Here is a 22,093-nt window from a genome sequence, read left to right as displayed (position 1 = left end):
GACGGAAGCGACCTTACTTCTTCAAAGGTTGCGGATTGACGGTTTCGCCGGGGTTGAGGAAGCCGCCCGCGCGCAGCACCACACGTTCGGTGCCGTTCAGGCCTTCCGTGATGGCGATGCCGTTGGGGGTGACCGCGCCGGTCTTGACCGGGCGGCGCACGGCCTTGTTGTCCGAACCGACGACATAGACGAAGCTGCCCTGCGCGTCGGCCAGCACTGCACTTTCAGGAAGCACGGTGGCCGAGAAGCTGCCGGCGTTGATCCGCGCCGTGGCAAAGCCGCCGGGGCGCAGTTCGGGCGCAAAGCTCAGCGCGATCCGGGCGGTGCCCTGACGGGTGGTCGCATCGATCACCGGGGCAACCTGCCAGATCTGGCCGGAGAAGGACTGCTCCGACCCGGTCGGCGTGATGGTCGCCATCGTACCGACGGAAAGCTGGGCGAGCTGTTCTTCGGAGAGCTGGGCAAGCATCTCCATCTCGCCGCCGCTGGCGATGGTGAACAGCGCGGGCGAGCCCGCACCGACCGTCTGCCCCGGCTCGACCGCACGGCTCAGGACGTAACCGGTGGCAGGGGCATAGATGTTGAGGCGTTCGTTGCGCGCCCGCTGCTCGGCAAGCTGCGCCTGCGCGACCTTGACGCGCGCAAGCGCCGAATCGCGCACCGCTGTCAGCCGGTCGACATCGGCCTTGGAGACGAAACCACGCTCGACCAGCTTGAGCGCGCGGTCGAGATTGGCCTGTGCGAGGTTGGCATCGGCCTTGGCAACGTCGATCTGCGCGGACTGGGCGGCGGCCTGCTGCACCTGCACCGAACGGTCGATCACCGCCAGCACCTGCCCCTGCTGCACCCAGTCGCCCGCATCGACGGTGACGCGAACGACCTGTCCGCCTTCACCCACCACGCCAACCGGCATCGGACGCCGCGCGGCGAGGGTTCCCGGTGCCTCGATCACGCCGGCAACCGTGGTCTTGCCGGGGGTGACGACGGTAACCGCGGGCGCCTGCGAATTGTCATCGGCAACGACGGCCGGCTCGCCGCCGGCAAGCGCAAACCATGCGGCCACAGCGAGGAGCAGGCCGAACACGCCCAGCCCCCCAAGGATCAGCCAGCGCGGGATGGCAGGCGCGGCGAGGCCTTCGGCACCGCTCACTTCGGCGCTCACCCCTTCGGCCGCCTCGGCCCTGATGGTCGTTTCGTAATTCATCGCCGTTCCCTCACTCGAACCGGGCCCACAGGTCGCCCCCTGGCCGGTCGCGGAGTGTATTATTCACATAAGTCACCAAGTGCAACGTCTGATAGTATGTCGCACCTGCGCGAACAATGCGATCATCGACCGGTGGCTTTGCCGCCTAGACGAAGGGCGCTCGGGTTTGGTTCCGCTCGAGGCGCTTTATGAGGGAACGGCGATGCTTGTGTCAGGTGCCCGAGGTCAGCGCACCTTGCCGCGCTGGATCAGGTTGACGATCCCCAGCAGCACCGCAGCACCCAGAACGGCAACCAGCAGGCCACGGAGCGAAAACTCCTGCACGCTGCCGCTGACGCCAAGCAGCGGCCCGGCGAGCATATTGCCGATGACCGACCCGATGCAGCCGACCACAATGTTGAGGACGATCCCCATCGAGGCGTCGCGCTTCATCAGCAGGCTGGCAAGCCAACCGGCCACGCCGCCAACGATCAGAGCGATAATCCAACCCATGTGCTTTCTCCCACTTCGGGCAAGCCAAGCCGGAGATGGCGGCTTGCCCATAAGGTCGGGGTGCCGCGAAATGCCGACGACCCGCAACGCCTTACGGGCGAAGCGGGCCGGGGATGGGGTGAACCGAAAATCGCGTCAGTATTTGAGCTGGCGCTCGTAGAGGTCGCGGTAATGCTGGATCTTGGTGACGCGCAGCCCGTGCATTCCCGAACGGTCGACCGCGCGCTGCCACGAGGCGAACTCCTCAAGCGTCAGGCCATAGCGGGCCAGCGCCTCGTCGAGCGTCAGCAGGCCGCCATTCACGGCAGCCACCACCTCGGCCTTGCGCCGCACCACCCAGCGCTTGGTCTGGGGAGAAGGCAGGTCAGCAAGGGTCAGCGGCTCGCCAAGGGGGCCGATCACCTGTGCGGGGCGGATGTCCTGGTTCTCAATCATTGCATTTCTCTCGCATCGCCCCAGGCTGCGCGTCGGCGTGTGATCCTGTCGCAGCGCCCGGGCGGTTTGCATCGCATGACCCGGTTGTTGCATCCAAGGCTTTAGATTGCGCTAAAGCATCAGGGTTAACGCCGGGTTCGTCATCATCGAGAAGCGCAAAATAGCTGGCCGCAGCATCGCCAAAGCTGGCTGCCACCGCTTCGATCGGAGCCTGGCTTTCGGTGCGCAACAGCAACCGCAGATCGCGCGCAGCATTGAGCCGCGCGGTCAGCTCGCTCCACTCCAGCGCCCGCAAGGCATCGCCCCCGCGCCGGGCGGCAGGGCTTGCGAGTCGCTCCTGCACGGTCGGCGGCGCGGCGGATCGACCGTGCGAGGCATTGAAAGGCTTGGCTTTCTCGAACATCATTCGCCCTTGTAGCCCGAGTGCGTCAAAATCCGGTAAAACCGCCATTTACCTCAGCTTAGGAATAGTGCTGGCGCGGATCGCAAGGTGCCGGCGTGCGCGCCTCTGGCGCAGGGAGCGCGGCACGGCTATAGGCGCGCACGCTCATGGACACCCCCACGCTCCCCCATTCCGGCCTGATGGCCGCTGCTGACGCCGCCGCGCTGTTCGATCTGCCGCGCCCGGCGGCGGAGTGCCGCATCGTTGTCGCGATGAGCGGCGGGGTGGATTCCTCGGTGGTCGCCGCCCTCGCCCATGCCAGCGGGGCCGAGGTGATCGGAATCACGCTCCAGCTTTATGATTATGGTGCCGCCACAGGCCGCAAGGGTGCGTGCTGCGCGGGCGACGACATCCGCGACGCGCGCGCCGTGGCCGACCGGCTGGGGATCGCGCATTACGTCTTCGACCACGAAAGCGCCTTCCGCGAAGAGGTGGTCGAGCAGTTCGCCGACGAATATCTCGCCGGGCGCACCCCCGTCCCCTGCATCCGCTGCAACATGGGGCCGAAATTCACCGATCTGTTCCGCATGGCGCGCGAGCTGGGCGCGGATTGTTTGGCGACGGGCCACTATGTCCGCCGCGTGATGGGTGCCGACGGGGTCGAGCTCCACCGCGCCTACGATCCGGCGCGCGACCAGTCCTATTTTCTTTATGGCACCACCGAAGCGCAGCTCGAATACCTGCGCTTTCCGCTCGGCGGGATGCCCAAGCCGCAGGTGCGTGCGCTGGCCGAGGCGGCGGGCTTGAGGAACGCGGCCAAGCCGGATTCGCAGGACATCTGCTTCGTGCCCGACGGCAACTACGCCAAGATCGTGACCAAGGTGCGCCCCGAGGGCGCGGCCCCCGGCAAGATCGTCCACGCCGCGACGGGCGCGGTGCTCGGCGAGCACAAGGGCATCGTCCACTTCACCGTGGGCCAGCGCAAGGGTCTGGAAATCGGCGGCCAGCCCGAACCGCTCTATGTGATCGGCCTCGATGCGCCCTCACGCGAGGTGCGGGTCGGGCCGAAGCGGATGCTGGCGGTGAGCGCGGCGCATCTCACTGAAACCAACCGCATCGGCCCGCTGCCCGATGCCCCGCTGACGGCGAAAGTCCGCAGCCTCGCCAAGCCCGTGCCGGTGGTGCTGGAGGGCGCACTGGGTGATGGCGCATCGGTCACGATCCGCTTTGCCGAACCGGAATTCGGCGTTGCCCCCGGACAGGCAGCGGTGATCTACGCCGGTGATCGCGTGGTCGGCGGCGGGTGGATCGGCAGCACCGAAAAGGTTGGCAGCTAGGGCGCGTTCACCTGCACGTGAACAAAATGTTTCACGTGAAACATTTTCGCGCACGGCACGCTCTCACCCCTCCCACGGCTCCAGCACGCAGCCATAGCCCTTGCGGTAGGTCGCGGTCGCGCTGGCGACCAGGGGGAAGCGGGCGGTGACGCTTCTGGTTTCGTCATCCTCGACCAGCGTGACCAGCTCCATGCCCGCCAGCTTGTCCTTGGCGCAGTCATCCAGCGGACGCCCGGCAACATAGCGGCACGAACAGGCGACCCGCGCCGAATAGGCCGATGCGATGCTGCCATAGCCATTGATCGGTTCGCGGAAGGCAAAGACCACCGCCCCCACGCCCGCGGCGATGATCGCAAGCAGCCACAGTCCCCAGCGCGTGCGGGGACGCGCGGGTGCGCGCGATGCGGGTGATTTCGCCATTGCCAAGCCTTCATGCATCGGGGAATGAGGGCGCGATGACCCTCAACGCCGCCGTCCTTAACCGCGCAGCCTTGCTCGCGCCAGCCCTGCTGATGCTCGCCGCCTGCGGCTCGGCCACCCCTGCCGCCGCACCGCTTTCGCCCGAAGCGCTGGCGGCCGTCACCAAGGATGCAGGGGCACCGAAAGATCAGCTCGCGCGCGAAATCGACGATCTGTTCACCCAGAAGGGACTGGGGGAGACCCGCGCAGTGGTGGTGATGGCAGGCGGCAAGCTGGCCGCCGAGCGCTATGGCCCCGGCTATTCGAAGGACACGCGCTTCATCAGCTGGTCGATGGCCAAGACGGTGACGGGCGTATTGATCGGGATGCTGGTGTCAGACGGCCTGCTCGCGCTCGATGCGCCGGCCCCTGTCCCGCAGTGGCAACGCCCCGGCGATCCGCGCGCGGAAATCACCCTGCGCCACCTGCTCCAGATGCGGAGCGGGTTGAGACACACCGAGGCTGGTGATCCGCCTTACGAATCGGCCGAGGTGCGGATGCTGTTCCTCGACGGGCGCGACAACATGGCCAAGTGGGCCGAGGAGCAGCCGCTCGAGGCCGAGCCGGGCAAGCAGTTCGAATATTCGAGCAACACCAGCGTGATCCTCGCCGACATCGCGGCCCGCGCGCTGACGGCGAGCACCAAGCCCGAGGTGCGGCGCAAGGCGGTGGCGGATTATCTGCAACAGCGCCTGTTCGGCCCACTCGGCATGACAAGCATGGTGCCCGAATTCGATGCAAGCGGCACGCTGATCGGCGGCAGCCTGATGCACGCGACCGCGCGCGACTGGGCGAAGCTGGGCGAATTCCTGCGGCGCAAGGGCCGCGCGCCGGGCGGGGAGCAACTGGTGCCGCAGCGCTGGGTCGAGGCGATGGTGACCCCCTCACCCGCCAGTCCGCATTACGGCTTCCAGACCTGGCTCAACCGCCCGATCCCCGGCACGCCAGCGGGCGAGCACCCGCTGTTCCCCGACCGCGCACCCAAGAGCCTGTTCAGCCTGATCGGCCACATGGGACAATATGTGCTGGTCTCGCCCACCCAGCAGGTAACGCTGGTGCGTCTCGGCCATTCCGACAGCACCGAGCGCCCGCCGATGCTGCAACAGGCCGCCGATGTGCTGGAGCTCTATCCGGAATCTTAGGTTTCCGCACGCCATCCGGCGCGCGGTCCTCGCTAGACGCGCAGCAAGCCGCGCCCGCTGCGGGCGGGCGCCAGAAAGCCTTGGCGGCCTTGCGGACCCTGCGGGTCCGTTTCCTCAGAGGTAGAAGCTGCCCTCGACCACGGTGACGCATGGCCCGCCGAGCCAGGCCTTGCTGCCATCCAGCCGCAGCGTCAGATCGCCGCCACGTTGGCTGGCCTGATGCGCCGTGAAGCTGCTGCGTCCCAGCCGGTTCGCCCAATATGGGGTCAGCACCGCGTGGGCCGATCCGGTGACCGAATCCTCGTCCACCCCGCCGCCGGGCACGAAGACGCGGCTGACGATGTCGGTGGCATCGCCCGGAGCGGTGATAATGAACTGGTCTTGGCCCAGCGTCTCAAGGCCGCGAATATCCGGCGTCATCGCGCGGATCGCCGCTTCGTTTTCAAACAGATAGATGTTGTAGCCCAGCGGCGAGCGGGCGATCTCCAGCGGCTGGGCGCCCAGCAGGCGGATGGCTTCGGCCTGATTGGCGGCGCTATCCGCCTCGGTCGCAATCGCGGGCAGCGCGAGTTCGTAAGCTTCTCCCGCCTTCACCACTTCGAGAATGCCCGACTTGCGGGTGCGGAAGGTAACGCGCTCCCCGCCATCGCGCGTGAGCAGGATATGCCCGCTCGCCAGCGTGGCATGGCCGCACAAGGCGATTTCATACGTCGGCGTGCACCAGCGCAGCTCCCAATCGGCCTCGCCGCTCGCATCGCGCACCACAAAGGCGGTTTCGGCGAACAGGTTTTCGCCGCCGATCTGCACCAGCACATCGTCGGGCAGCCATTCCTCGAGCACCATCACCGCCGCCTGGTTGCCGCCAAAGGGACGCGCGGCGAAGGCATCGACGTGCCAATAGGGGATTGTCTGGGTCATGCTGGGCCTCAGGGGTAAAGAAGGGTGTCCGACCACGATCCATCCGCGGCCTCGCGGGTGAATTCGCGGCGATCATGCAGGCGGTTGTCGCGGTCGATCCAGAATTCGATCCGGCGGGGCGACAAAGTGAAGCCCGTCCAGTGCGCCGGGCGCGGCACCTTGCCTTCCGCCTCATGCGCGGCCCAGATTGCCTGCACGCGGTCGATATAGGTCTGGCGCTCGGGCAGGGGGCGCGACTGATCGCTGGCGGCGCTGCCGACCTGGCTCTTGTAGGGGCGCGAGTGGAAATAGGCGTCGGCGCGCTCCGGGCTGACTTCGGTCAGCGGCCCTTCGATGCGGATCTGGCGGCGCAGGCTCTTCCAGTGGAACAGCAGCGCGGCCTGCATATTGGCGCGGATCTGCCCGCCCTTGCGGCTTTCGGCATTGGTGAAGAAGGTGAAGCCGCCCCCGGCGATCTCGCCCTTGCCGTGGCCCTTCAGCAGCACCATCCGCACCGAGGGCGCCGCATCCGCCGTCGCGGTCGCAAGCGCCATGGCGTTGGGGTCATTGATCTCCCCCACCTGCGCGGCGGCGAACCACTCCTCGAACAGCACGAAGGGATCGGCGCCCGCGGGCAGCACGCTATCGGCCAGCTGGGCATCGTCGAGAGGGGTGGCGGTGGTCATGGATGAAGGTTCCTTGGTGACTGCAAGCGCCCATAGCTACGCCCGGGGCGCGGGGAAAGCCGCAAGACCGCCGCCGGGCGAGCGGAGTGGGCGCCTTGTCGATGGACACGCAACGGGTTAGATTTCCTTGCATGGAGAACTGGCTCACCGTCCTCGGACTTGTCCTCTTCCTGGCAGGCCTTGCCTATTGCGGGTGGAGGGTCTGGAAAATGGGCCAGCGCGGGTGGAAGGATCACTTGTGGATCTGGGACGATGCCAACCGCGCGGCGCGCTTCATCGTCATCATTCTGGGCGCACACGCGATGCTGCGGTGGGCATGGGAGGGGATGAGCGACTTCGTTGCGGTCTATCTGGTGGTGGGCGCGATCCTCGTTCCGATCCCCTATATCGCCTACACCATCGGCCGCCTGCTCGGCATACGTGATCGCGCGCGCAACGGCATCCGCCTGTCCTGAAACAGACCGCGGCGCACCTCAGCTCCCAGCGCAAGCTTGCGCAGCCGCGCTGTCTCACCTAGCTAACACGCTATGCGCGATCCCTACACCATTCTGGGCGTCCCCCGCACCGCATCGGAAGCGGACATCAAGAGCGCCTATCGCAAGCTCGCCAAGGAGCTGCACCCGGATCGCAACAAGGACAACCCCAAGGCCGCCGAGAAATTCTCGGAGGCGACCCGCGCCTATGATCTGCTGTCCGACAAGGCCAAGCGCGCGCAGTTCGACCGGGGCGAGATCGATGCCGATGGCAACCCGGCCAACCCGTTTGCGGGCATGGGCGCGCGGCCCGGTTATGGCCGGGGCGGCACCTATGGCGCCGGCCCCGGAGGTGCGCCCGGTGCGGGCGATTTCGGCGGGTTCGGCACCGACGATGTCGACCTCAGCGACCTGTTTGAAGGCCTGTTCGGCGGACGCAAAGGCCCGCAGCCCGGTGCCGCACGACGCGGTTTCGGCCGCCAACCCCCGCCGCCCCCGCCCAAGCGCGGCGCGGATATCCAATACCGGCTCGCCGTGCCTTTCGTCGAAGCCGCCGCCGGACGCGAGCAGCGCATCACGCTGGCCGATGGCAAGGCGATCAACCTCAAACTGCCCGCCGGTGTCGAGGACGGCACGATGATGCGCCTCAAGGACAAGGGCCACCCCGGGCCCGGCGGCAATGGCGACGGGATCGTCATGGTCGAGGTCGGATCGCACCCCTTCTTCCGCCGCGAGGGCGACAATATCCGGATGGACTTGCCGGTCACGCTCGAAGAGGCGGTTCGCGGCGCCAAGGTCAAGTGCCCGACGGTTGACGGCGCGGTCATGCTCACCATCCGGCCCGGCACATCGAGCGGGACGGTAATGCGGCTGGCGGGCAAGGGCTGGACGCGCAAGAATGGCAAGACCATCGACGGCAAGCCCGAACGCGGCGACCAGCTGGTCAATGTCGAAATCCAGCTTCCGGCCGATCTCGCCAGTCTCGAAGCACGGCTCGAAGGCTGGATCGACCCGGCCCGTCCGCGCGAGAAGTTCGGGCTGTAAGAGCCTGTATCGATGACCGACAGTTCCGCACCGCGCCCGCCGCAGCGCCGCAGCGGCCTCATCGCGCGAGGCTGGGCGGTGGCCTGCAAGGTGGTCGACGATACCTTTCGCGACGGGTTCATCCATGCCGGAAACCTCGCCTATCTGGCGATGCTGGCGATCTTCCCGTTCTTCATTCTCGGCGCGGCGCTGTTCGATCTGATCGGCGGGCGCGACAATGCCGAAACCATGATCTTCGCCATCGCTCAGGCCATGCCCTCTTCGGTGGCGCAGGTGATCGTGCCGGTGGCCGAGGATGTGATCTATGCGCGGTCGGGCTGGCTGCTGTGGCTGGGGGCGGGCGTGGGCCTGTGGACGGTGTCGAGCCTGATCGAAACCATCCGCCTGATCATGCGGCGCGCCTATGATACGCCGCCGGTGGGGGCATTCTGGCGCTATCGCCTTGGTTCGATCGGGCTGATTCTGGGGGCGGTGGTGTTGCTGATCCTGTCGCTGTTTGCGCAGGTGGCGATCGGCGCGGCGCAGGAGGTGATCCGCGCCGCCTTCCCGCAGCTGGCCGAGGCCGTCGCGACGCTCAGCCTGTCGCGCGTCGTGCCGGCGCTGGGTGTGACGGCCTCGCTGTTCGTGCTGTTCAAGACGCTGACCCCGCTCAAATATCGCAAGGCCGGGGCGCTGGTGTGGCCGGGTGCGCTGTTCACCGCGACCTGGTGGATCGTGGTCTCCGCCGCGCTGCCGGTGGTGCTGCGGCGCTTCTTCACCTATGATCTGACCTATGGCAGCCTTGCCGGAAGCATGGTGACGCTGCTGTTTTTCTGGCTCGTCGGGCTCGGGCTCGTTATCGGCGCGGAATTGAATGCAGCTCTGGCGCTGGAGGGGCAGGAACTCACCCCGGATGCGCCCGCTGAGGAGACGGTTTGAATGGACGGACTGATGAAGGGCAAGCGCGGGCTGATCATGGGCCTTGCCAATGACAAGTCGCTGGCCTGGGGCATCGCGAAGAAGCTGGCCGAGCACGGGGCGGAGCTGGCGTTTTCCTATCAGGGCGAGGCGCTGGCCAAGCGCGTGAAGCCGCTCGCCGCCGAGCTGGGCAGCGATTTCACCTTCGAATGTGACGTGTCGAGCATGGAATCGCTCGATGCCGCCTTCGATGCGCTGAAGGCGCGCTGGGACAGCCTCGATTTCGTGGTCCACGCGATCGGCTTTTCCGACAAGAACGAGTTGCGTGGGGCTTATGTCGATACCAGCCTCGACAACTTCCTGATGACCATGAACATTTCGGCCTATTCGCTGGTGGCGATCACCCAGCGCGCGGCGGCGATGATGCCCGAAAGCGGCGGCGCGATCCTGACGCTCTCCTATTACGGCGCCGAAAAGGTCGTGCCGCATTACAATGTCATGGGCGTGGCCAAGGCGGCGCTGGAAACCAGCGTGAAGTATCTCGCCAATGATCTCGGCCCCCGCAACATCCGCGTCAATGCGATCAGCGCCGGGCCGATCAAGACCTTGGCGGCGAGCGGGATCGGCGATTTCCGCTACATCCTCAAGTGGAACGAATACAACGCGCCACTGCGCCGCAATGTCACCATCGAAGACGTTGGCGGAGCGGGGCTTTACCTGCTGTCCGACCTCGCTTCGGGTGTGACGGGGGAGACCCATCATGTCGATGCGGGCTACCACATCGTCGGAATGAAGCAGGAAGACGCGCCCGACATCGCGCTTTCTTAACGCCGGGCGTGTAGGCGGCGGCGATGCGCACCGTTCTTGTCACCGGGTCTGCCGGGTTCATCGGCTATCACCTCTCGCAACTGCTGCTGGACGAGGGCTTCCGCGTCGTCGGCTTTGACGGGATGACCGATTACTACGACGTGCGCATCAAGCAGCGGCGGCACCAGATGCTGCTGCAACACCCGCACTTCTCCTGCACCGAAGGGATGCTGGAGGATTTCGAGGCGCTTCACAGCCTCGCGCTCGCGGAAAAGCCGGACGTCATCGTCCACCTCGCTGCGCAGGCGGGGGTGCGCTACAGCCTCGAAAATCCGCGGGCCTATATCGATGCCAATCTTGTCGGCACCTTCAACGTCATGGAATGCGCGCGCGAATTGCAGGTCGATCATCTGCTGATGGCCTCGACCTCGTCGGTCTATGGCGCGAATACCGAGATGCCTTTCCACGAAGCGCAGAAGGTCGATACCCCGCTGACGCTCTACGCCGCGACCAAGAAGGCGAACGAGGCGATGGGCCATTCCTACGCCCACCTCTGGAACTTGCCGACCACGATGTTCCGGTTCTTCACGGTCTACGGCCCGTGGGGACGGCCCGACATGGCGCTGTTCAAGTTCACCCGCGGGATCCTCGAAGGCACGCCGATCGACATCTACAACGATGGCGAGATGTACCGCGATTTCACCTACGTCACCGATCTGGTGCGCGGCATCCGCCTGCTGATCGACGCCGCACCGGTGCGGCCCGAGACACCCGAGGCGATCCCCGAGGGCGATAGCCTCTCTCCCGTCGCGCCCTTCCGGGTGGTCAACATCGGCAACGGTGACAAGGTGCGGCTGATGGATTTCATCACCGCCATCGAAGCCGAATGCGGCCGCGCGGCGGTGAAAAACTTCATGCCGATGCAGATGGGCGATGTCCCCGCGACCTGGGCCGATGCGGCGCTGCTCAAGACGCTCACCGGCTACGCCCCGCAAACCCCGTTTCGCGAGGGCGTGGCGCGGTTTGTCGCGTGGTATCGGGATTACTACGGGGTTTAGGCGCGTCGCTTACTTCGGCGGGGGCGGCGGGATGTTGCCTTCGCCCGGCACCTCGCCCGCGCGCTCACGCTCCAGCCGCTGCATATATTCGCGCTCGATCATCTCGACGCGCTCCTGCTCGGCGGCGGCATCCTCGTCGATGGTGGAGAGGCGCTCGCTGCGCGCCTTTTCGATCAGCTGGCCAAAGCGCACGGCTTCGGCCTCGGACTTGTCCTTGTAGGCGGCCTCGATGAACTTCTGGTTGCACCCCGTGAAGCCGCCTGCGCCCGCGGGTGAGCAGCTCATCGCGCCGAAATCGCCGACATACTTGATCTCCTCCACCTGCCGCGCGCGCGACTGGTTGGCGGGGTTGTCGGAGTAACGCAGGTTGGTGGGGATGCGATAGCGATCTTCCTCGACCAGAATCTCGCACACCACCAGCTCGCCCGGCTGCGCGACGGGACATTCGCTGGCGTTGTAGGCGATCACCATGTTGATCTTCTCGTCAGCGCTCTGCGCAGCAGCCGGACTGGCGGCGGCGGCGAGACCGATCAGGGCGAGCGGGGCAACGAGGTGCTTCATGGCAGATCAATCCTAAGGGGCGTGTGGCGCAGCAATGCCCGTTACCGGGTGCCCTTGTCTAGTGCGCGGGGGCTGAACCGAGGGTGAAGCCTGCCGCGGCTGCGCACTTAGCGAAATCTTGAAAGGTTTGCAGATAAGCGCGGCCGATGGACGGAATGATCGCAGTCGTGGGCTTGGGCTATGTCGGCCTGCCCGTTGCCGTGGCTCTGGCGGAGCGACTGGGCGGACAGGGCGTGCGCGTCGCGGGCTTCGACATCTCGGCGCAGCGCATTGCCGCCTTGCGGGCGGGCCATGATACGACGCAGGAAATCCCCGATGATCGGCTGGCGTCATGCGGGCTGGCCGTCAGCGATGATCCGGCAGTGCTGGAAGACGCGGATGTCATCATCGTCACCGTGCCCACCCCCATCACCGAAGAGCGCCGTCCCGACCTGACCCCGCTGGAGCGCGCCTGCTCGGCCATCGGCCCGCGCCTGAAACGCGGCGCTCTGGTGGTGTTCGAATCGACCGTCTTCCCCGGCGTGACCGAGGAGATCTGCGGCCCCTGGCTCGCCGCCGCCTCGGGGCTGGAGCAGGGCCGCGACTTCGCGCTCGGCTACAGCCCGGAACGCATCAACCCCGGCGACAGGGTTCACCGGCTCGAGACCATCACCAAGATCATAGCCGCCGACAGCCCCACAGCGCTCGCCCGGATGCGGCGCATCTATGGCGCGATTGTCGATGCCGGGCTGCACGAGGCGCCCTCGATCAAGGTCGCCGAAGCCGCCAAGGTGATCGAGAACACCCAGCGCGATCTCAACATCGCGCTGATGAACGAGATTGCGCTGATCTTCGACCGCATGGGGCTGGCGACGCGCGATGTGCTGGCGGCGGCGGGCACGAAGTGGAACTTCCTGCCCTTCACCCCCGGCCTTGTCGGCGGGCACTGCATCGGGGTCGATCCCTTTTATCTGACGGCAGCGGCAGAGAAGCTCGGCTACCGACCCGAGGTGATCCTTGCCGGGCGGCGGATCAATGACAGCATGGGACGTGAAATCGCGCAGAAGGTGGTCAAGCTGCTGATCGCGAACGGGGTTTCCCCGTGCCGCGCGCGGGTCGGCGTGATGGGCCTGACCTTCAAGCAGGACGTGCCCGATATCCGCAATTCCAAGGTGCCCGATATCCTTGCCGAACTGCGCGAATATGCGATTGACGCGCTGGTGAGCGACCCGTTGGCCGACCCGGCGGCGGCGAGCCACGAATATGGCATCACGCTCAGCCCCGCCGAAGACATGACCCAGCTCGACGCGCTGGTGCTGGCGGTGAACCACGCGGCCTATATCGCCAATCCTGCCGATCTGGTCGCAAGGGTGCGCGAAGGCGGCGTGCTGGTGGACGTGAAGAGCGCGCTAAGCCGCGAAGGACTGCCCGAGGAACTGGTTTACTGGAGTTTGTGAGGGGGCCTTTGTTTGCGTGCCCGCCTCCGCGGGCACGTCCTCGGCGCTGTTTCAAGCCCTTCGGGCTTGAGCGCCTGCGGCTCGGCCGCGTGGCCTCGCGGTCGCTGCGCGACCGAAATCGCGCACCCCTTTAACCTTCCGCCTTAGATCCTCTCGCTCACCTTGATGGCGATGCGGCACCCCAGCCGGATCGCGCCGGAGAGCAGCGGATAAGCGGGCGCGCGTTCGGCGCCGTTGGCAAGGGCTGCGTCGCGGTGGTCGCGCTCGTCCTCGCGGAAGGCTTCGATCATTTCGGCGAGCTCCGGGTCGGCCCCGCTTTCGGCAAGCTTGTCGAGTTGTTCGCTGTAATGCTTGTCGATCTCGGTCTCGACCGCAGCGGTGCAGGCCATCGCCGCCTCCGGCCCCAGCAGCGCCGTGCCAGCGCCCAGCGCATAGCCCGCCACCGACCAGAACGGGTGCAGCGCCGTCGGACGCACGCCGCGCTTCGCCAGCAGTGCATCGAACTTGGCGCGATGTTCGGCCTCCTGCGCGGCCATGTGGCGGATTTCGGCAGAATGCGGCCCGCGGTCGCCCATCACGGCCAACTGGCCTTCATAGATGCGGGTCGCGCCGAACTCCCCGGCCTGGTCGACCCGGATCATGCGGTGGAGGGTATCGCGGTCCATCATCGGCTCCTTCGAAAAAGGCTCTACTTCCGATACGCGCTGAGCGCCACAATGGCCGCACCGGCGAAGGTGGAAATCAGGAAGTTGAAGCCCGCGAGGCTGATCCCCCACAATTCCCACTGCACCACGCCGCACGAGACGATCGGCGCGGAGAAATCGAACGCCGCGCCCGGGGCGCCCGGCGCTGCCGCGCATTTGGTGATGCCTTCCCACCAGCCATATTCAACGCCCGCGTGAAACCCGCCGATCAGCCCGGAGGTGAGGATCGCCAGCCCCGCCAGCGCGCTCCACACCTGCGCGGGCTTCAGCGCATAGGCCGCCAGCCCCAGCGCCAAAGCGGCGAAGTGGGGGTAACGCTGCCACCAGCACATCTCGCACGGGTAGAGGCCGAAGCCATATTCGCCGATATAGGCCCCGCCGAGCAACGCGGCGGGCACCAGCACGGCCAGCGCCCGCGCCTTTGCCACATTATCCATCACTATCGCCCCGTTACGGCTTGGCCTGAACCTTGGCGCCCGCCTTGGGCGCAGGCCGGAGCGCGACCGTGCTCTTGGTGGTGCGGCGCAGGGTTTCCATCGCGTAGTTGAGCTGGAAGTCCTTGATCCCCTTCTCTTCCAACTGCGCAGACGTCAGTTGGAAGCGCGGATCGGCGATCTTGTCGGCCTCCATCTCCTCGTCCTTGATCGCAAGTTCGTTGATGAGATGGCCGCGCAGATCGCTCTCGCGGGTCTGGTACTTCTGCCGGAGCGCGTAATCGGGGTCGGAGATCTGCGGCACGGCGATATCCGGACGGATCCCGCCTTCCTGCACCGATTTGCCAGCCGGGGTGTAATAGCGCGCCGTCGTCAGCTTCAATGCCGCGTCGTTCCCGAGCGGCAGCAGCGACTGCACCGAGCCCTTGCCGAAGCTGCGCTCGCCCATGATCAGCGCGCGGCGGTGATCCTGCAAGGCGCCCGCGACAATCTCGGAGGCGGAGGCGGAACCGGCATTGATCAGCACGATCATCGGCACGCCTTCGGCCATGTCGCCGCGATAGACCGTTTCGGCATCATAGAGCATCGTCTCGCCGCGCGCGCGGCCGCGCTGGCTGACGATGCGGCCATCGGTCAGGAACAGGTCGGAGAGCGCCACGGATTCATCGAGGCTTCCGCCCGGATTGTTGCGCAGGTCGAGCACAAGGCCGCTCAACCGCCCGCCGGGCGCCTTCTTCTTGATGTCCTGCCACGCCTCATAGACATCCGCACCGACATTGGCCGAGAACTCGTTGACGGTGATGACGCCGATATTGCCCGCCGCCAGTTCGTGGGTGACAGGCTCAAGCTCGATCACCCCGCGCGTCACGCTCACCTCGAGCGGCTCTTCGCGCCCGGGGCGGAAGATCGTCAGCATGATCGAGGTGCCCTTGGGCCCGCGCATCTGCGCCACGGCATCATCGAGCTTGCTGTCGACGATCAGCTTGCCGTTGAGGTGGGTGATGAAGTCGCCCGCCTTGATCCCCGCCTGCTCGGCCGGGCTGCCGCGGAAGGGCGAGACGACCTTGACCGCGCCATCCTCCATCACCACCGACAGGCCGAGGCCCGAATATTGCCCGTCGATCATCGTCTCCAGCCGCTGGAGATCGCCGCCATCGAGATAGGCCGAATGCGGATCGAGCGCCGCCAGCATCCCGTCAATCGCGCCGCGGATCAGCACGTCGTCCTCGACCGGCTCGACATAGCTGGCCTTGACCCGCTGGAACACAGCGAACAGCTTGGCAAACTCCGGCCCGGCGCGGCCATCGACCTGCGCCATCGTGGCGGTGGTGGCGGGGATCAGGGCGACCGTGGTGACGAGGGCTGCGGTGCGCAGGAGAGCGGCAATCTTCATGAGGCGGGAGGCTCCTTTGTCCGCCGAATGTATAGGCTTGCCTCGCTTAACGCCAGATAGACACACGCGGGGGACGCATATCAGACGAGTGTGACCCTGTGCTCTCTTGGCATAAGGTCAATTATCTCATAAATTGCAAGGGGTTAACCGGCTTTCCATCGCGGCGCAGCTCGATCGTCACACCCTCTGCGCTGCCGCTGGCCCGGCCCAGCGGGCTGCCGCCGATCACCGTATCGCCCACCGCGACCGCCACTTCGCCAAGGCCGGTGACCAGGCTCGTCCAGCCGCCGTCATGCTCGATGATGACGATTCGCCCGAAGCCGCGATAGGCTCCGGCGAAGGCCACGCGCCCGCGCGCCGGGGCAACCACCTGCGCGTCCTTGGTCGGCGCGAGGGTCAGGCCGGTCGCCGCCAGCCCGCTGTCGCGCTTCGCGCCGAAGCCTGTCAGCGTGCGCCCCTGCACCGGCAATTGCCAGTCGCGCGGGGCATTGGTGGCCGCAACCGGAGCGGCTTGCGCGGGCAGAGCCGCTGCAAGATCGGCAGGCCGCAGCACCGGGCCGGGCAGCGCCGCCAGCTCGCGCCGCAGGGCCGCGACATCATCGAGCTTGCCCACCAGCCCATCGAGATCGCGCGCCTCTTCGGCCAGCGCCAGCGCCCGCTCCGCCTCGCGCTGCGCCGCGCCTTTCGCGGTGCGCGAGGCGATGCGCTGCTGCTGTTCGAGCGCTGCAAGCTCGCTGCGCCGTTGCCGCAGGGCCGCCTCGCCGGATTGCAACTGTTCGAGCGCGAGGCCGGCCTGCCGTTCAAGCGCCCGCCCCCGGTCGAGATCGGTCTTCAGCGCCACCGTGCGGGCGGTGATCTGCGGCACGGCGCTATCGAGCACCGCGCGGACATGGACGAGATCTGTGAGCGAACCCGGTTGCAGCGCCGAAAGCGCCAGCGGGCGGCGCGATGCGGTCTGGAGCGCAGCGGCAAGGCGTGCCGTCGGCGCGCGCTTTTCCGCGAGGCGCGCGGTCAGGGCCGCGCGCTGCTGGCGGGCGATGGTCAGGCGGGCGCGGGCAATTTCGATTTCGGCCTCGGCCTGCTGGATGCGGGCTGCGAGTGCTGCGGCCTCGGAGGCCGCGCGCTGGGCAGCCTCGGTCGCAGCCTCGGCCTCGGCGGTCAGCTTGGCGGCACGATTCTCCGCAAGGCGGCTTTCGCGCGTGGCCCGCGCCAACGCCGCCTCGGCGTCACCCACTTCGGTCAGCGCCGCCGAGGGCGCCGCACGCGATGGCGGCAAGGCAAGCATGGCCGCGCCCCCGACAAGGGCGGTGACAGCGAGGGTCAGGCTGACGCGGCGACGCATGACACGCTCATGCCCGATGATAGGGATGGCCTGCAAGGATTGTGGTGGCGCGGTAGAGCTGCTCGATCAGCATGGCGCGGGCCATCATGTGCGGCCAGGTGGCAGGCCCGAAGGCGAGGAGGAGGTCGGCGCTCGCGCGCTCGGCATCGGAATGGCCATCGGCCGCGCCCAGCATGAAGCGCGTCTCGCGCACGCCGTCATCGCGCCACTTGCCGAGTAGCTGCGCGAAAGCCTCCGAGGACATCGCCTTGCCGCGCTCGTCGAGCAGCACGGTGCGGCATGGCGTCAACGCATCAGCCACCTTGCCCGCACCGGTATCGGGCCATTCGGTGATCTTGCAGGGCCAGGTCATGCGCTTGGCATAACGATCCACCAGCTCGCCCTCCGGCGACCGGCCAATCTTCCCGCGCGCGATGATGTGGAGGAGGATGGCTCAGACCCCGATGAAATGCACTGGAACGGGCCGCAGGCCCGCAAGGCCGACCGGCCGCCCGCAGCGATGCGGCCTTCAGGCCGCGTGAGCGAGGATTTCGCAGCCCGGATGGGCTGCGGAACACAAGGACTCGCCGAGGACGGGGGCGCGGAGGCGCCCCCGCAAAGAAAACTAGTTGCGCCCCATCATCGACGTTTCGCTGCCCTCGAAGCTCCACATCCGTTCAAGGTTGTAGAAGCTGCGCACTTCGGGGCGGAACAGGTGGATCACCACGTCGCCTGCGTCGATCAGCACCCAGTCGGCAGCCGGCAGGCCTTCGACGCGGGCGTGGCCGTAGCCGGCCTGCTTGATCTTCTCCGCCAGCTTCTGCGCCATCGACGCCACCTGCCGGGTCGAACGCCCGCTCGCGATCACCATGTGATCGGCAATCGAGCTTTTGCCTTCGAGCGGGATCGAGACGATCTCCTGCGCCTGATCATCATCAAGCTGGGCGAGCACGAGGTCGTGCAAGGCAGCGGCGCTCATGTCAGCGCGCGCCAGCGATTGCGCCGTTGTGGCGGCGGCTTGCACGGCACCCTGCGGCAGGGCGGCGATCAAGGCTTCGGTCATCGGCAATCACATATCTCCAGAGTTCGGGGCAACACCGCTGGGCATGACGCAGACCGGCCAAACGGGCAGCCGAGGCGCGGCAGGCACGCCTCATGCTGGTTCCTCTGGCCGGATGATGCGGAATGTCAGCCGATCACGCACCGGTGGCGCTTGTCCTTCGCCGAGCAAAGCTGCGGCCCACCCGGCATGGGCACGGCGGATGGCCGTGGCCGAGCGGTGATCCGGATCGAAACGCAATAACACCAGGGCCGGTGCGCTCCATTGCCCCCGTTTCCGAAAGCTGGCGGCAGGCACACGATAGCGTCTGAGCCAGGCCATGGCGGGGCTCGTCATGGCGCCTGCATCATAGCCGGGGCGGGCGATCACCGCAATCGGCATTGTCCGGGCGATCCGCCGCCAGTCCTTCCAGCGGTGCAATTGGGCGAGATTGTCGCTCCCCATCAACCAGATAAACCGCCGCTTGGGGTAGCGCCGGGTGAGCCGGGCGAGGGTGTCGACGGTGTAGCGGGTGCCGAGGTGCTGCTCGATGGCGGTGGGCACGATCGCCGCGCGGCGCGCCTGCTGTCGGGCCGATAGCAGGCGCGCTACCAGCGGCGCCATGCCCGCCTGCTGCTTCAGCGGATTGCCGGGGGAGACCAGCCACCATGTCTCGTCCATCCCCAGCGCCTCGGCCGCGAACAGGGTGATGCGCCGGTGCCCGCCATGCGCGGGGTTGAAGCTGCCCCCGAGGAGCCCGGTGGTGGTTGCAGGCATGGCTTAAGGGCGCGTCTGCCCCTGCCCACGCACCTGCCACTTGTAGGTCGTCAGCCCTTCGAGCGCGACCGGCCCGCGCGCGTGCAGGCGGCCCGTGGCAATCCCGATCTCCGCGCCAAGGCCGAACTCGCCCCCGTCGGCGAATTGCGAGGAGGCGTTGTGCATCACGATGGCGCTGTCGACCTCGGTGAGGAAGCGCTCGGCAGCGGCCTCATCGGCGGTGACGATGGCATCGGTATGGGCCGAGGAATGGCGCGCGATATGGGCGAGCGCGTCGTCCAGCCCGTCGACGACCGCGACCGAGAGAATCGCGTCGAGATATTCGGTGTCCCAGTCATTCGCGCTCGCCGGGATGACGCGCGGGTCGAATGTGCGGGCGCGGGCATCGCCGCGCACCTCGCAGCCCATGTCGATCAGCGCCGCGACCAGCGCCGCCCCTTGCGGAAAGGCCGAATCGATCAGCAGCGTCTCCATCGCCCCGCAAATGCCGGTGCGGCGCAGCTTGGCGTTGAGTGCGAGCGATGTCGCCATCGCCGGGTCGGCAGCGTGGTGGACATAGGTGTGGCAGATACCGTCGAGATGCGCGAGCACGGGCACGCGCGCATCGGCCTGCACCCTTGCGACGAGGCTCTTGCCCCCGCGCGGCACGATCATGTCGATCAGCCCCGCCGCAGTCAGCATCGCGCCGACGCAGGCGCGATCCTGCGAGGGGATCAGCTGCACCGCCTCTGCGGGCACGCCGACTTGGGTCAGCCCCTCGACAAGCGCGGCATGGATCGCGCGGTTGGAATGCACCGCCTCGCTCCCGCCGCGCAGCAGCGCCGCATTGCCCGCCCGCACGCACAGCGCGGCGGCATCGGCGGTAACATTGGGGCGGCTTTCGTAGATGATCCCGATAGTGCCGATCGGCACGCGGATGCGCTGCATTTTCAACCCATTGGGCCGCTCGCTCGCGTCGATCACCTGCCCCACCGGATCGGGCAGATCGGCCACCGCCGCGACCGCATCGGCAATCCCGGCAAGCCGCGATTCGTCGAGCGCCAGCCGGTCGAGCATCGCCTTCGACAGCCCATTGGCCTCACCCGCCGCAAGATCCTTGGCATTCGCCGCCAGGACCGCAGGCGTCGCCGCGCGCAGCGCATCCGCTGCCAGATGGAGCGCAGCGGCGCGCGCTGCGCTCGGCATGGCGGCAAGCGCGCGCTGGGCGAGCCGGGCGGCGCGGGCAAGGTCATGCACCAGCGCTTCGGGCGCAGGCAGGTCGGGCGAGACGGCAGAGGCGGCGGACTGAGTCATGCCCCTGTCCTAGCACCCCTGCGCGCGCCTGTCAGGCCCGCGGCGCGGCGCGACTCGGAGCGGCGGTTTCAGGCGAGTCGAACCGCGATTCGCAGCCCGCCAGAACCGCGTATGACACCGCCAGACTTGGCAGCGTTCACTTCACCGCGATTCCCTTTCGATTCACCCCCGGCGCATCATTGCGGATTCGACCGCGCCGGGCCGCGCTGGTAGCGCGCCGCCCCGGGGCATTCAGAACATAAATCGGGGCCGCATTTGTCTGACAGCAATTCCGCACTCAGTTGGGGCGATCGGCTGCGCCGTTGGTTCCCCGACCGCGAGTTCTTCATGCGCGCCGATGGGCAGGTGCGCTTCGTCAAGATTTCCGCCAAGCTGCAGATGCGCGTCGCCGCCGGCGTGGTCGCGCTGGTGTTCCTGTGGCTCGTCGCGCTCGCGGTGATGGCCTGGGGCCAGTACCGGGCGGAGGCTGACCTTGCCTCCTTCGTCGAGGAAAAGGCCCGCGTCGCCACCACCAGCGAGCGTCTGAAGGCCTATGGCGGCGATCTCGACAAGGTCGTGAACGACCTCAAGCAGCGGCAGGATTTCCTCGACGAGATGGCCCGGATGCTGCCCGAGGACATGGTGCAGGAAGGCGCAGCGAGCGGCACTGTCACCGATTCGACTGCCATCACGAACGAAACCGTCAAGAAAGTCAGCGCGCTGTTCCCGCAGGCCAAGGGTCTGGCCGAGCTTGAAGCCCGCCAGCTCGCCTATGTCGAGCGCCTCACCCGCTTCGCCGATGCCCGCGCCCGCCGCGCCGAGGCCGCGATGCGCAAGCTGAACCTCGACCCCAAGTTCCTCAGCCGCGAAACCCAGGAAGCGATGGGCGGCCCGTTCGAGGCGATCACCGACGCCGATGACATCGACCCGCGCTTCGAACGCCTCGGCCTCAGCCTTGCGCGCATGGCCGTGCTGGAGCGCGCGCTGGACGGTATCCCGCAGGTCGTGCCCGCGAGCATCCAGTCGATCACTTCGGGCTTCGGCTATCGCCGCGACCCCTTCAACGGGCGCGGCGCGATGCACGCGGGGATCGACTTCAAAGGCCCGATCGGATCGCCGGTCTTTGCCGCCGCCGATGGCCGGGTGACCTTCGTCGGACAGAAGTCGGGCTATGGCAATGTCGTCGAGATCACCCATGGTAACGGGATGTTGACCCGTTACGCGCACTTGTCGCGCTTCGATGTGCGGGTCGGCCAGCAGGTCGCGGCCGGAACCACCATCGCCGGGCTCGGCAACACCGGGCGCTCGACCGGTCCGCACCTGCATTTCGAAATCCGCATCAATGACCGCGCGATCAACCCGCGCCCGTTTCTGGAGGCTGCCCCCGATGTTCTCAAGGAAGTCCGCGCAGCCGGATCAGCCCGCCCCGCCCCCCGCGCGGCCCGTTAACAGGAGTTCCGGCATGGCCTCTGGCTCAACCTTCTCGGTGATCGGCGCGGATGTGACGATCAAGGGCGACATCAGCGCCACCGCCGATCTGCACATCGACGGCAATATCGAAGGCGACATCAAGTGCGCCAGCCTCGTGCAGGGCGAGAAGAGCAGCATCAGCGGCGCCGTGGTGGCCGAAAGCGCCCGGATGGCCGGCAAGGTGACCGGATCGATCACCGCGCGCGAGCTGGTGATCCTCAAGACCGCCCGGATCGAAGGCGATGTCCACTATGACGCGCTGACCATCGAACAGGGCGCGGAAGTCGACGGCCGTTTCGCCCCCAACGCCCGCACCGTGGTCAAGCCCGTGCCGAGCGTCGAGGCGGCGGAGTAGAACCGCATCCTCCCTCCC

26 protein-coding genes are annotated in these 22,093 nt (G+C 67.1%); 10 read left to right on the top strand and 16 right to left on the bottom strand.

The genetic code is table 11. The features are described 5' to 3' along the window. Nucleotides 1-13: 13 nt before the first annotated feature. The 4 genes from PS060_RS05995 to PS060_RS05980 form a co-directional block, all read right to left on the bottom strand. The gene (locus tag PS060_RS05995) at nt 14-1,204 is read right to left on the bottom strand and encodes an efflux RND transporter periplasmic adaptor subunit (protein WP_273986196.1); all 1,191 of its coding nucleotides are present in this window, start codon (nt 1,202-1,204) and stop codon (nt 14-16) included. Nucleotides 1,205-1,429: 225 nt separating this feature from the next. Then, nucleotides 1,430-1,696, bottom strand: coding sequence for a GlsB/YeaQ/YmgE family stress response membrane protein (locus tag PS060_RS05990; RefSeq protein WP_273986194.1), 267 nt, complete (start codon nt 1,694-1,696; stop codon nt 1,430-1,432). A 135-nt stretch (nt 1,697-1,831) separates the two neighbouring features. Then, nucleotides 1,832-2,131 carry a CtrA inhibitor SciP gene (gene sciP, locus PS060_RS05985; RefSeq protein ID WP_068350083.1) on the bottom strand — a complete coding sequence of 100 codons (300 nt, stop codon included), beginning with the start codon at nt 2,129-2,131 and terminating at the stop codon, nt 1,832-1,834. Next, nucleotides 2,124-2,582 carry a hypothetical protein gene (locus PS060_RS05980; protein ID WP_273986193.1) on the bottom strand — a complete coding sequence of 153 codons (459 nt, stop codon included), beginning with the start codon at nt 2,580-2,582 and terminating at the stop codon, nt 2,124-2,126. Before PS060_RS05980 ends, sciP begins: the two co-directional genes overlap by 8 nt. Before the next feature lie 98 nt (nt 2,583-2,680). Here PS060_RS05980 and mnmA point away from each other — a divergent pair, with 98 nt between their 5' ends. Further along, nucleotides 2,681-3,850 carry a tRNA 2-thiouridine(34) synthase MnmA gene (gene mnmA / locus PS060_RS05975; protein ID WP_273986192.1) on the top strand — a complete coding sequence of 390 codons (1,170 nt, stop codon included), beginning with the start codon at nt 2,681-2,683 and terminating at the stop codon, nt 3,848-3,850. Nucleotides 3,851-3,913: 63 nt separating this feature from the next. Here the strand turns inward: mnmA and PS060_RS05970 are convergent, their stop codons facing one another. After that, on the bottom strand, nt 3,914-4,270 hold the full coding sequence (locus PS060_RS05970) for a hypothetical protein (protein WP_273986191.1): 357 nt from the start codon (nt 4,268-4,270) through the stop codon (nt 3,914-3,916). 35 nt (nt 4,271-4,305) lie between these two features. Between PS060_RS05970 and PS060_RS05965 the strand changes: the two genes are divergently transcribed. Next, nucleotides 4,306-5,451 carry a serine hydrolase domain-containing protein gene (locus PS060_RS05965; protein WP_273986190.1) on the top strand — a complete coding sequence of 382 codons (1,146 nt, stop codon included), beginning with the start codon at nt 4,306-4,308 and terminating at the stop codon, nt 5,449-5,451. A 114-nt stretch (nt 5,452-5,565) separates the two neighbouring features. Here PS060_RS05965 and PS060_RS05960 read toward each other — a convergent pair whose 3' ends face one another. Beyond that, a complete protein-coding gene (locus tag PS060_RS05960; RefSeq protein WP_273986189.1) occupies nt 5,566-6,369 on the bottom strand; it encodes a PhzF family phenazine biosynthesis protein in 804 nt (267 codons plus the stop codon). A gap of 8 nt (nt 6,370-6,377) precedes the next feature. Then, nucleotides 6,378-7,034 carry a pyridoxamine 5'-phosphate oxidase gene (gene pdxH / locus PS060_RS05955; RefSeq protein WP_273986188.1) on the bottom strand — a complete coding sequence of 219 codons (657 nt, stop codon included), beginning with the start codon at nt 7,032-7,034 and terminating at the stop codon, nt 6,378-6,380. 131 nt (nt 7,035-7,165) lie between these two features. Between pdxH and PS060_RS05950 the strand changes: the two genes are divergently transcribed. The 5 genes from PS060_RS05950 (at nt 7,166) to PS060_RS05930 (ending at nt 11,313) form a co-directional block, all read left to right on the top strand. Further along, nucleotides 7,166-7,489 carry a hypothetical protein gene (locus tag PS060_RS05950; RefSeq protein WP_273986187.1) on the top strand — a complete coding sequence of 108 codons (324 nt, stop codon included), beginning with the start codon at nt 7,166-7,168 and terminating at the stop codon, nt 7,487-7,489. A gap of 72 nt (nt 7,490-7,561) precedes the next feature. Next, complete coding sequence (locus PS060_RS05945) at nt 7,562-8,551, top strand: DnaJ C-terminal domain-containing protein (protein ID WP_273986186.1); 990 nt, start codon at nt 7,562-7,564, stop codon at nt 8,549-8,551. A 12-nt stretch (nt 8,552-8,563) separates the two neighbouring features. Continuing rightward, complete coding sequence (locus tag PS060_RS05940) at nt 8,564-9,469, top strand: YihY/virulence factor BrkB family protein (RefSeq protein WP_273986185.1); 906 nt, start codon at nt 8,564-8,566, stop codon at nt 9,467-9,469. Beyond that, complete coding sequence (gene fabI / locus PS060_RS05935) at nt 9,470-10,276, top strand: enoyl-ACP reductase FabI (protein WP_273986184.1); 807 nt, start codon at nt 9,470-9,472, stop codon at nt 10,274-10,276. 23 nt (nt 10,277-10,299) lie between these two features. Further along, complete coding sequence (locus PS060_RS05930) at nt 10,300-11,313, top strand: NAD-dependent epimerase/dehydratase family protein (protein WP_273986183.1); 1,014 nt, start codon at nt 10,300-10,302, stop codon at nt 11,311-11,313. Between the two features lie 9 nt (nt 11,314-11,322). Here PS060_RS05930 and PS060_RS05925 read toward each other — a convergent pair whose 3' ends face one another. After that, entirely contained in the window at nt 11,323-11,874 is a 552-nt protein-coding gene (locus tag PS060_RS05925) for a hypothetical protein (RefSeq protein ID WP_273986182.1), read from the bottom strand. 155 nt (nt 11,875-12,029) lie between these two features. Between PS060_RS05925 and PS060_RS05920 the strand changes: the two genes are divergently transcribed. Further along, the gene (locus tag PS060_RS05920; protein ID WP_273986181.1) at nt 12,030-13,310 is read left to right on the top strand and encodes a nucleotide sugar dehydrogenase; all 1,281 of its coding nucleotides are present in this window, start codon (nt 12,030-12,032) and stop codon (nt 13,308-13,310) included. 143 nt (nt 13,311-13,453) lie between these two features. Here PS060_RS05920 and PS060_RS05915 read toward each other — a convergent pair whose 3' ends face one another. The 8 genes from PS060_RS05915 to PS060_RS05880 all read right to left on the bottom strand — a co-directional run bounded on the left by PS060_RS05915 (nt 13,454) and on the right by PS060_RS05880 (nt 20,271). After that, entirely contained in the window at nt 13,454-13,975 is a 522-nt protein-coding gene (locus PS060_RS05915; RefSeq protein ID WP_273986179.1) for a demethoxyubiquinone hydroxylase family protein, read from the bottom strand. 23 nt (nt 13,976-13,998) lie between these two features. Further along, a complete protein-coding gene (locus PS060_RS05910; protein WP_273986177.1) occupies nt 13,999-14,451 on the bottom strand; it encodes a disulfide bond formation protein B in 453 nt (150 codons plus the stop codon). Between the two features lie 13 nt (nt 14,452-14,464). Continuing rightward, the gene (locus PS060_RS05905) at nt 14,465-15,841 is read right to left on the bottom strand and encodes a S41 family peptidase (RefSeq protein WP_273986176.1); all 1,377 of its coding nucleotides are present in this window, start codon (nt 15,839-15,841) and stop codon (nt 14,465-14,467) included. A gap of 121 nt (nt 15,842-15,962) precedes the next feature. Then, entirely contained in the window at nt 15,963-17,183 is a 1,221-nt protein-coding gene (locus PS060_RS05900) for a murein hydrolase activator EnvC family protein (protein ID WP_273986174.1), read from the bottom strand. Nucleotides 17,184-17,190: 7 nt separating this feature from the next. Then, nucleotides 17,191-17,613 (bottom strand): 23S rRNA (pseudouridine(1915)-N(3))-methyltransferase RlmH, encoded by a 423-nt coding sequence (locus tag PS060_RS05895; RefSeq protein ID WP_273986865.1) that lies wholly within the window; start codon nt 17,611-17,613, stop codon nt 17,191-17,193. A gap of 174 nt (nt 17,614-17,787) precedes the next feature. Continuing rightward, nucleotides 17,788-18,141, bottom strand: coding sequence for a ribosome silencing factor (gene rsfS, locus PS060_RS05890; RefSeq protein WP_273986864.1), 354 nt, complete (start codon nt 18,139-18,141; stop codon nt 17,788-17,790). A 174-nt stretch (nt 18,142-18,315) separates the two neighbouring features. Next, nucleotides 18,316-18,978 (bottom strand): nicotinate-nucleotide adenylyltransferase, encoded by a 663-nt coding sequence (locus PS060_RS05885; RefSeq protein WP_273986173.1) that lies wholly within the window; start codon nt 18,976-18,978, stop codon nt 18,316-18,318. A gap of 3 nt (nt 18,979-18,981) precedes the next feature. After that, entirely contained in the window at nt 18,982-20,271 is a 1,290-nt protein-coding gene (locus tag PS060_RS05880; RefSeq protein ID WP_273986171.1) for a glutamate-5-semialdehyde dehydrogenase, read from the bottom strand. 327 nt (nt 20,272-20,598) lie between these two features. Between PS060_RS05880 and PS060_RS05875 the strand changes: the two genes are divergently transcribed. Both PS060_RS05875 and PS060_RS05870 read left to right on the top strand, forming a co-directional pair. Next, nucleotides 20,599-21,699 (top strand): M23 family metallopeptidase, encoded by a 1,101-nt coding sequence (locus PS060_RS05875; RefSeq protein ID WP_273986861.1) that lies wholly within the window; start codon nt 20,599-20,601, stop codon nt 21,697-21,699. A 13-nt stretch (nt 21,700-21,712) separates the two neighbouring features. Continuing rightward, nucleotides 21,713-22,075 (top strand): bactofilin family protein, encoded by a 363-nt coding sequence (locus tag PS060_RS05870; RefSeq protein WP_273986170.1) that lies wholly within the window; start codon nt 21,713-21,715, stop codon nt 22,073-22,075. The last annotated feature ends 18 nt before the right edge of the window (nt 22,076-22,093 follow it).

This window comes from Erythrobacter sp. BLCC-B19, assembly GCF_028621955.1.
Taxonomy (GTDB): Bacteria; Pseudomonadota; Alphaproteobacteria; order Sphingomonadales; family Sphingomonadaceae; genus Erythrobacter.
The sequence above is the reverse complement of the archived record's forward strand: the minus strand, read 5'-3'. Positions and strand labels throughout refer to the sequence as shown.

Bases quoted from the DNA above. Each gene is read 5' to 3' on its own strand.
- PS060_RS05995 (WP_273986196.1), bottom strand. From the start codon at position 1,204: ATGAATTACGAAACGACCATCAGGGCCGAGGCGGCCGAAGGGGTGAGC.
- PS060_RS05990 (WP_273986194.1), bottom strand. From the start codon at position 1,696: ATGGGTTGGATTATCGCTCTGATCGTTGGCGGCGTGGCCGGTTGGCTT.
- sciP (WP_068350083.1), bottom strand. From the start codon at position 2,131: ATGATTGAGAACCAGGACATCCGCCCCGCACAGGTGATCGGCCCCCTT.
- PS060_RS05980 (WP_273986193.1), bottom strand. From the start codon at position 2,582: ATGGCGGTTTTACCGGATTTTGACGCACTCGGGCTACAAGGGCGAATG.
- mnmA (WP_273986192.1), top strand. From the start codon at position 2,681: ATGGACACCCCCACGCTCCCCCATTCCGGCCTGATGGCCGCTGCTGAC.
- PS060_RS05970 (WP_273986191.1), bottom strand. From the start codon at position 4,270: ATGGCGAAATCACCCGCATCGCGCGCACCCGCGCGTCCCCGCACGCGC.
- PS060_RS05965 (WP_273986190.1), top strand. From the start codon at position 4,306: ATGACCCTCAACGCCGCCGTCCTTAACCGCGCAGCCTTGCTCGCGCCA.
- PS060_RS05960 (WP_273986189.1), bottom strand. From the start codon at position 6,369: ATGACCCAGACAATCCCCTATTGGCACGTCGATGCCTTCGCCGCGCGT.
- pdxH (WP_273986188.1), bottom strand. From the start codon at position 7,034: ATGACCACCGCCACCCCTCTCGACGATGCCCAGCTGGCCGATAGCGTG.
- PS060_RS05950 (WP_273986187.1), top strand. From the start codon at position 7,166: ATGGAGAACTGGCTCACCGTCCTCGGACTTGTCCTCTTCCTGGCAGGC.
- PS060_RS05945 (WP_273986186.1), top strand. From the start codon at position 7,562: ATGCGCGATCCCTACACCATTCTGGGCGTCCCCCGCACCGCATCGGAA.
- PS060_RS05940 (WP_273986185.1), top strand. From the start codon at position 8,564: ATGACCGACAGTTCCGCACCGCGCCCGCCGCAGCGCCGCAGCGGCCTC.
- fabI (WP_273986184.1), top strand. From the start codon at position 9,470: ATGGACGGACTGATGAAGGGCAAGCGCGGGCTGATCATGGGCCTTGCC.
- PS060_RS05930 (WP_273986183.1), top strand. From the start codon at position 10,300: ATGCGCACCGTTCTTGTCACCGGGTCTGCCGGGTTCATCGGCTATCAC.
- PS060_RS05925 (WP_273986182.1), bottom strand. From the start codon at position 11,874: ATGAAGCACCTCGTTGCCCCGCTCGCCCTGATCGGTCTCGCCGCCGCC.
- PS060_RS05920 (WP_273986181.1), top strand. From the start codon at position 12,030: ATGATCGCAGTCGTGGGCTTGGGCTATGTCGGCCTGCCCGTTGCCGTG.
- PS060_RS05915 (WP_273986179.1), bottom strand. From the start codon at position 13,975: ATGGACCGCGATACCCTCCACCGCATGATCCGGGTCGACCAGGCCGGG.
- PS060_RS05910 (WP_273986177.1), bottom strand. From the start codon at position 14,451: ATGGATAATGTGGCAAAGGCGCGGGCGCTGGCCGTGCTGGTGCCCGCC.
- PS060_RS05905 (WP_273986176.1), bottom strand. From the start codon at position 15,841: ATGAAGATTGCCGCTCTCCTGCGCACCGCAGCCCTCGTCACCACGGTC.
- PS060_RS05900 (WP_273986174.1), bottom strand. From the start codon at position 17,183: ATGCGTCGCCGCGTCAGCCTGACCCTCGCTGTCACCGCCCTTGTCGGG.
- rsfS (WP_273986864.1), bottom strand. From the start codon at position 18,141: ATGAGCGCCGCTGCCTTGCACGACCTCGTGCTCGCCCAGCTTGATGAT.
- PS060_RS05885 (WP_273986173.1), bottom strand. From the start codon at position 18,978: ATGCCTGCAACCACCACCGGGCTCCTCGGGGGCAGCTTCAACCCCGCG.
- PS060_RS05880 (WP_273986171.1), bottom strand. From the start codon at position 20,271: ATGACTCAGTCCGCCGCCTCTGCCGTCTCGCCCGACCTGCCTGCGCCC.
- PS060_RS05875 (WP_273986861.1), top strand. From the start codon at position 20,599: ATGCGCGCCGATGGGCAGGTGCGCTTCGTCAAGATTTCCGCCAAGCTG.
- PS060_RS05870 (WP_273986170.1), top strand. From the start codon at position 21,713: ATGGCCTCTGGCTCAACCTTCTCGGTGATCGGCGCGGATGTGACGATC.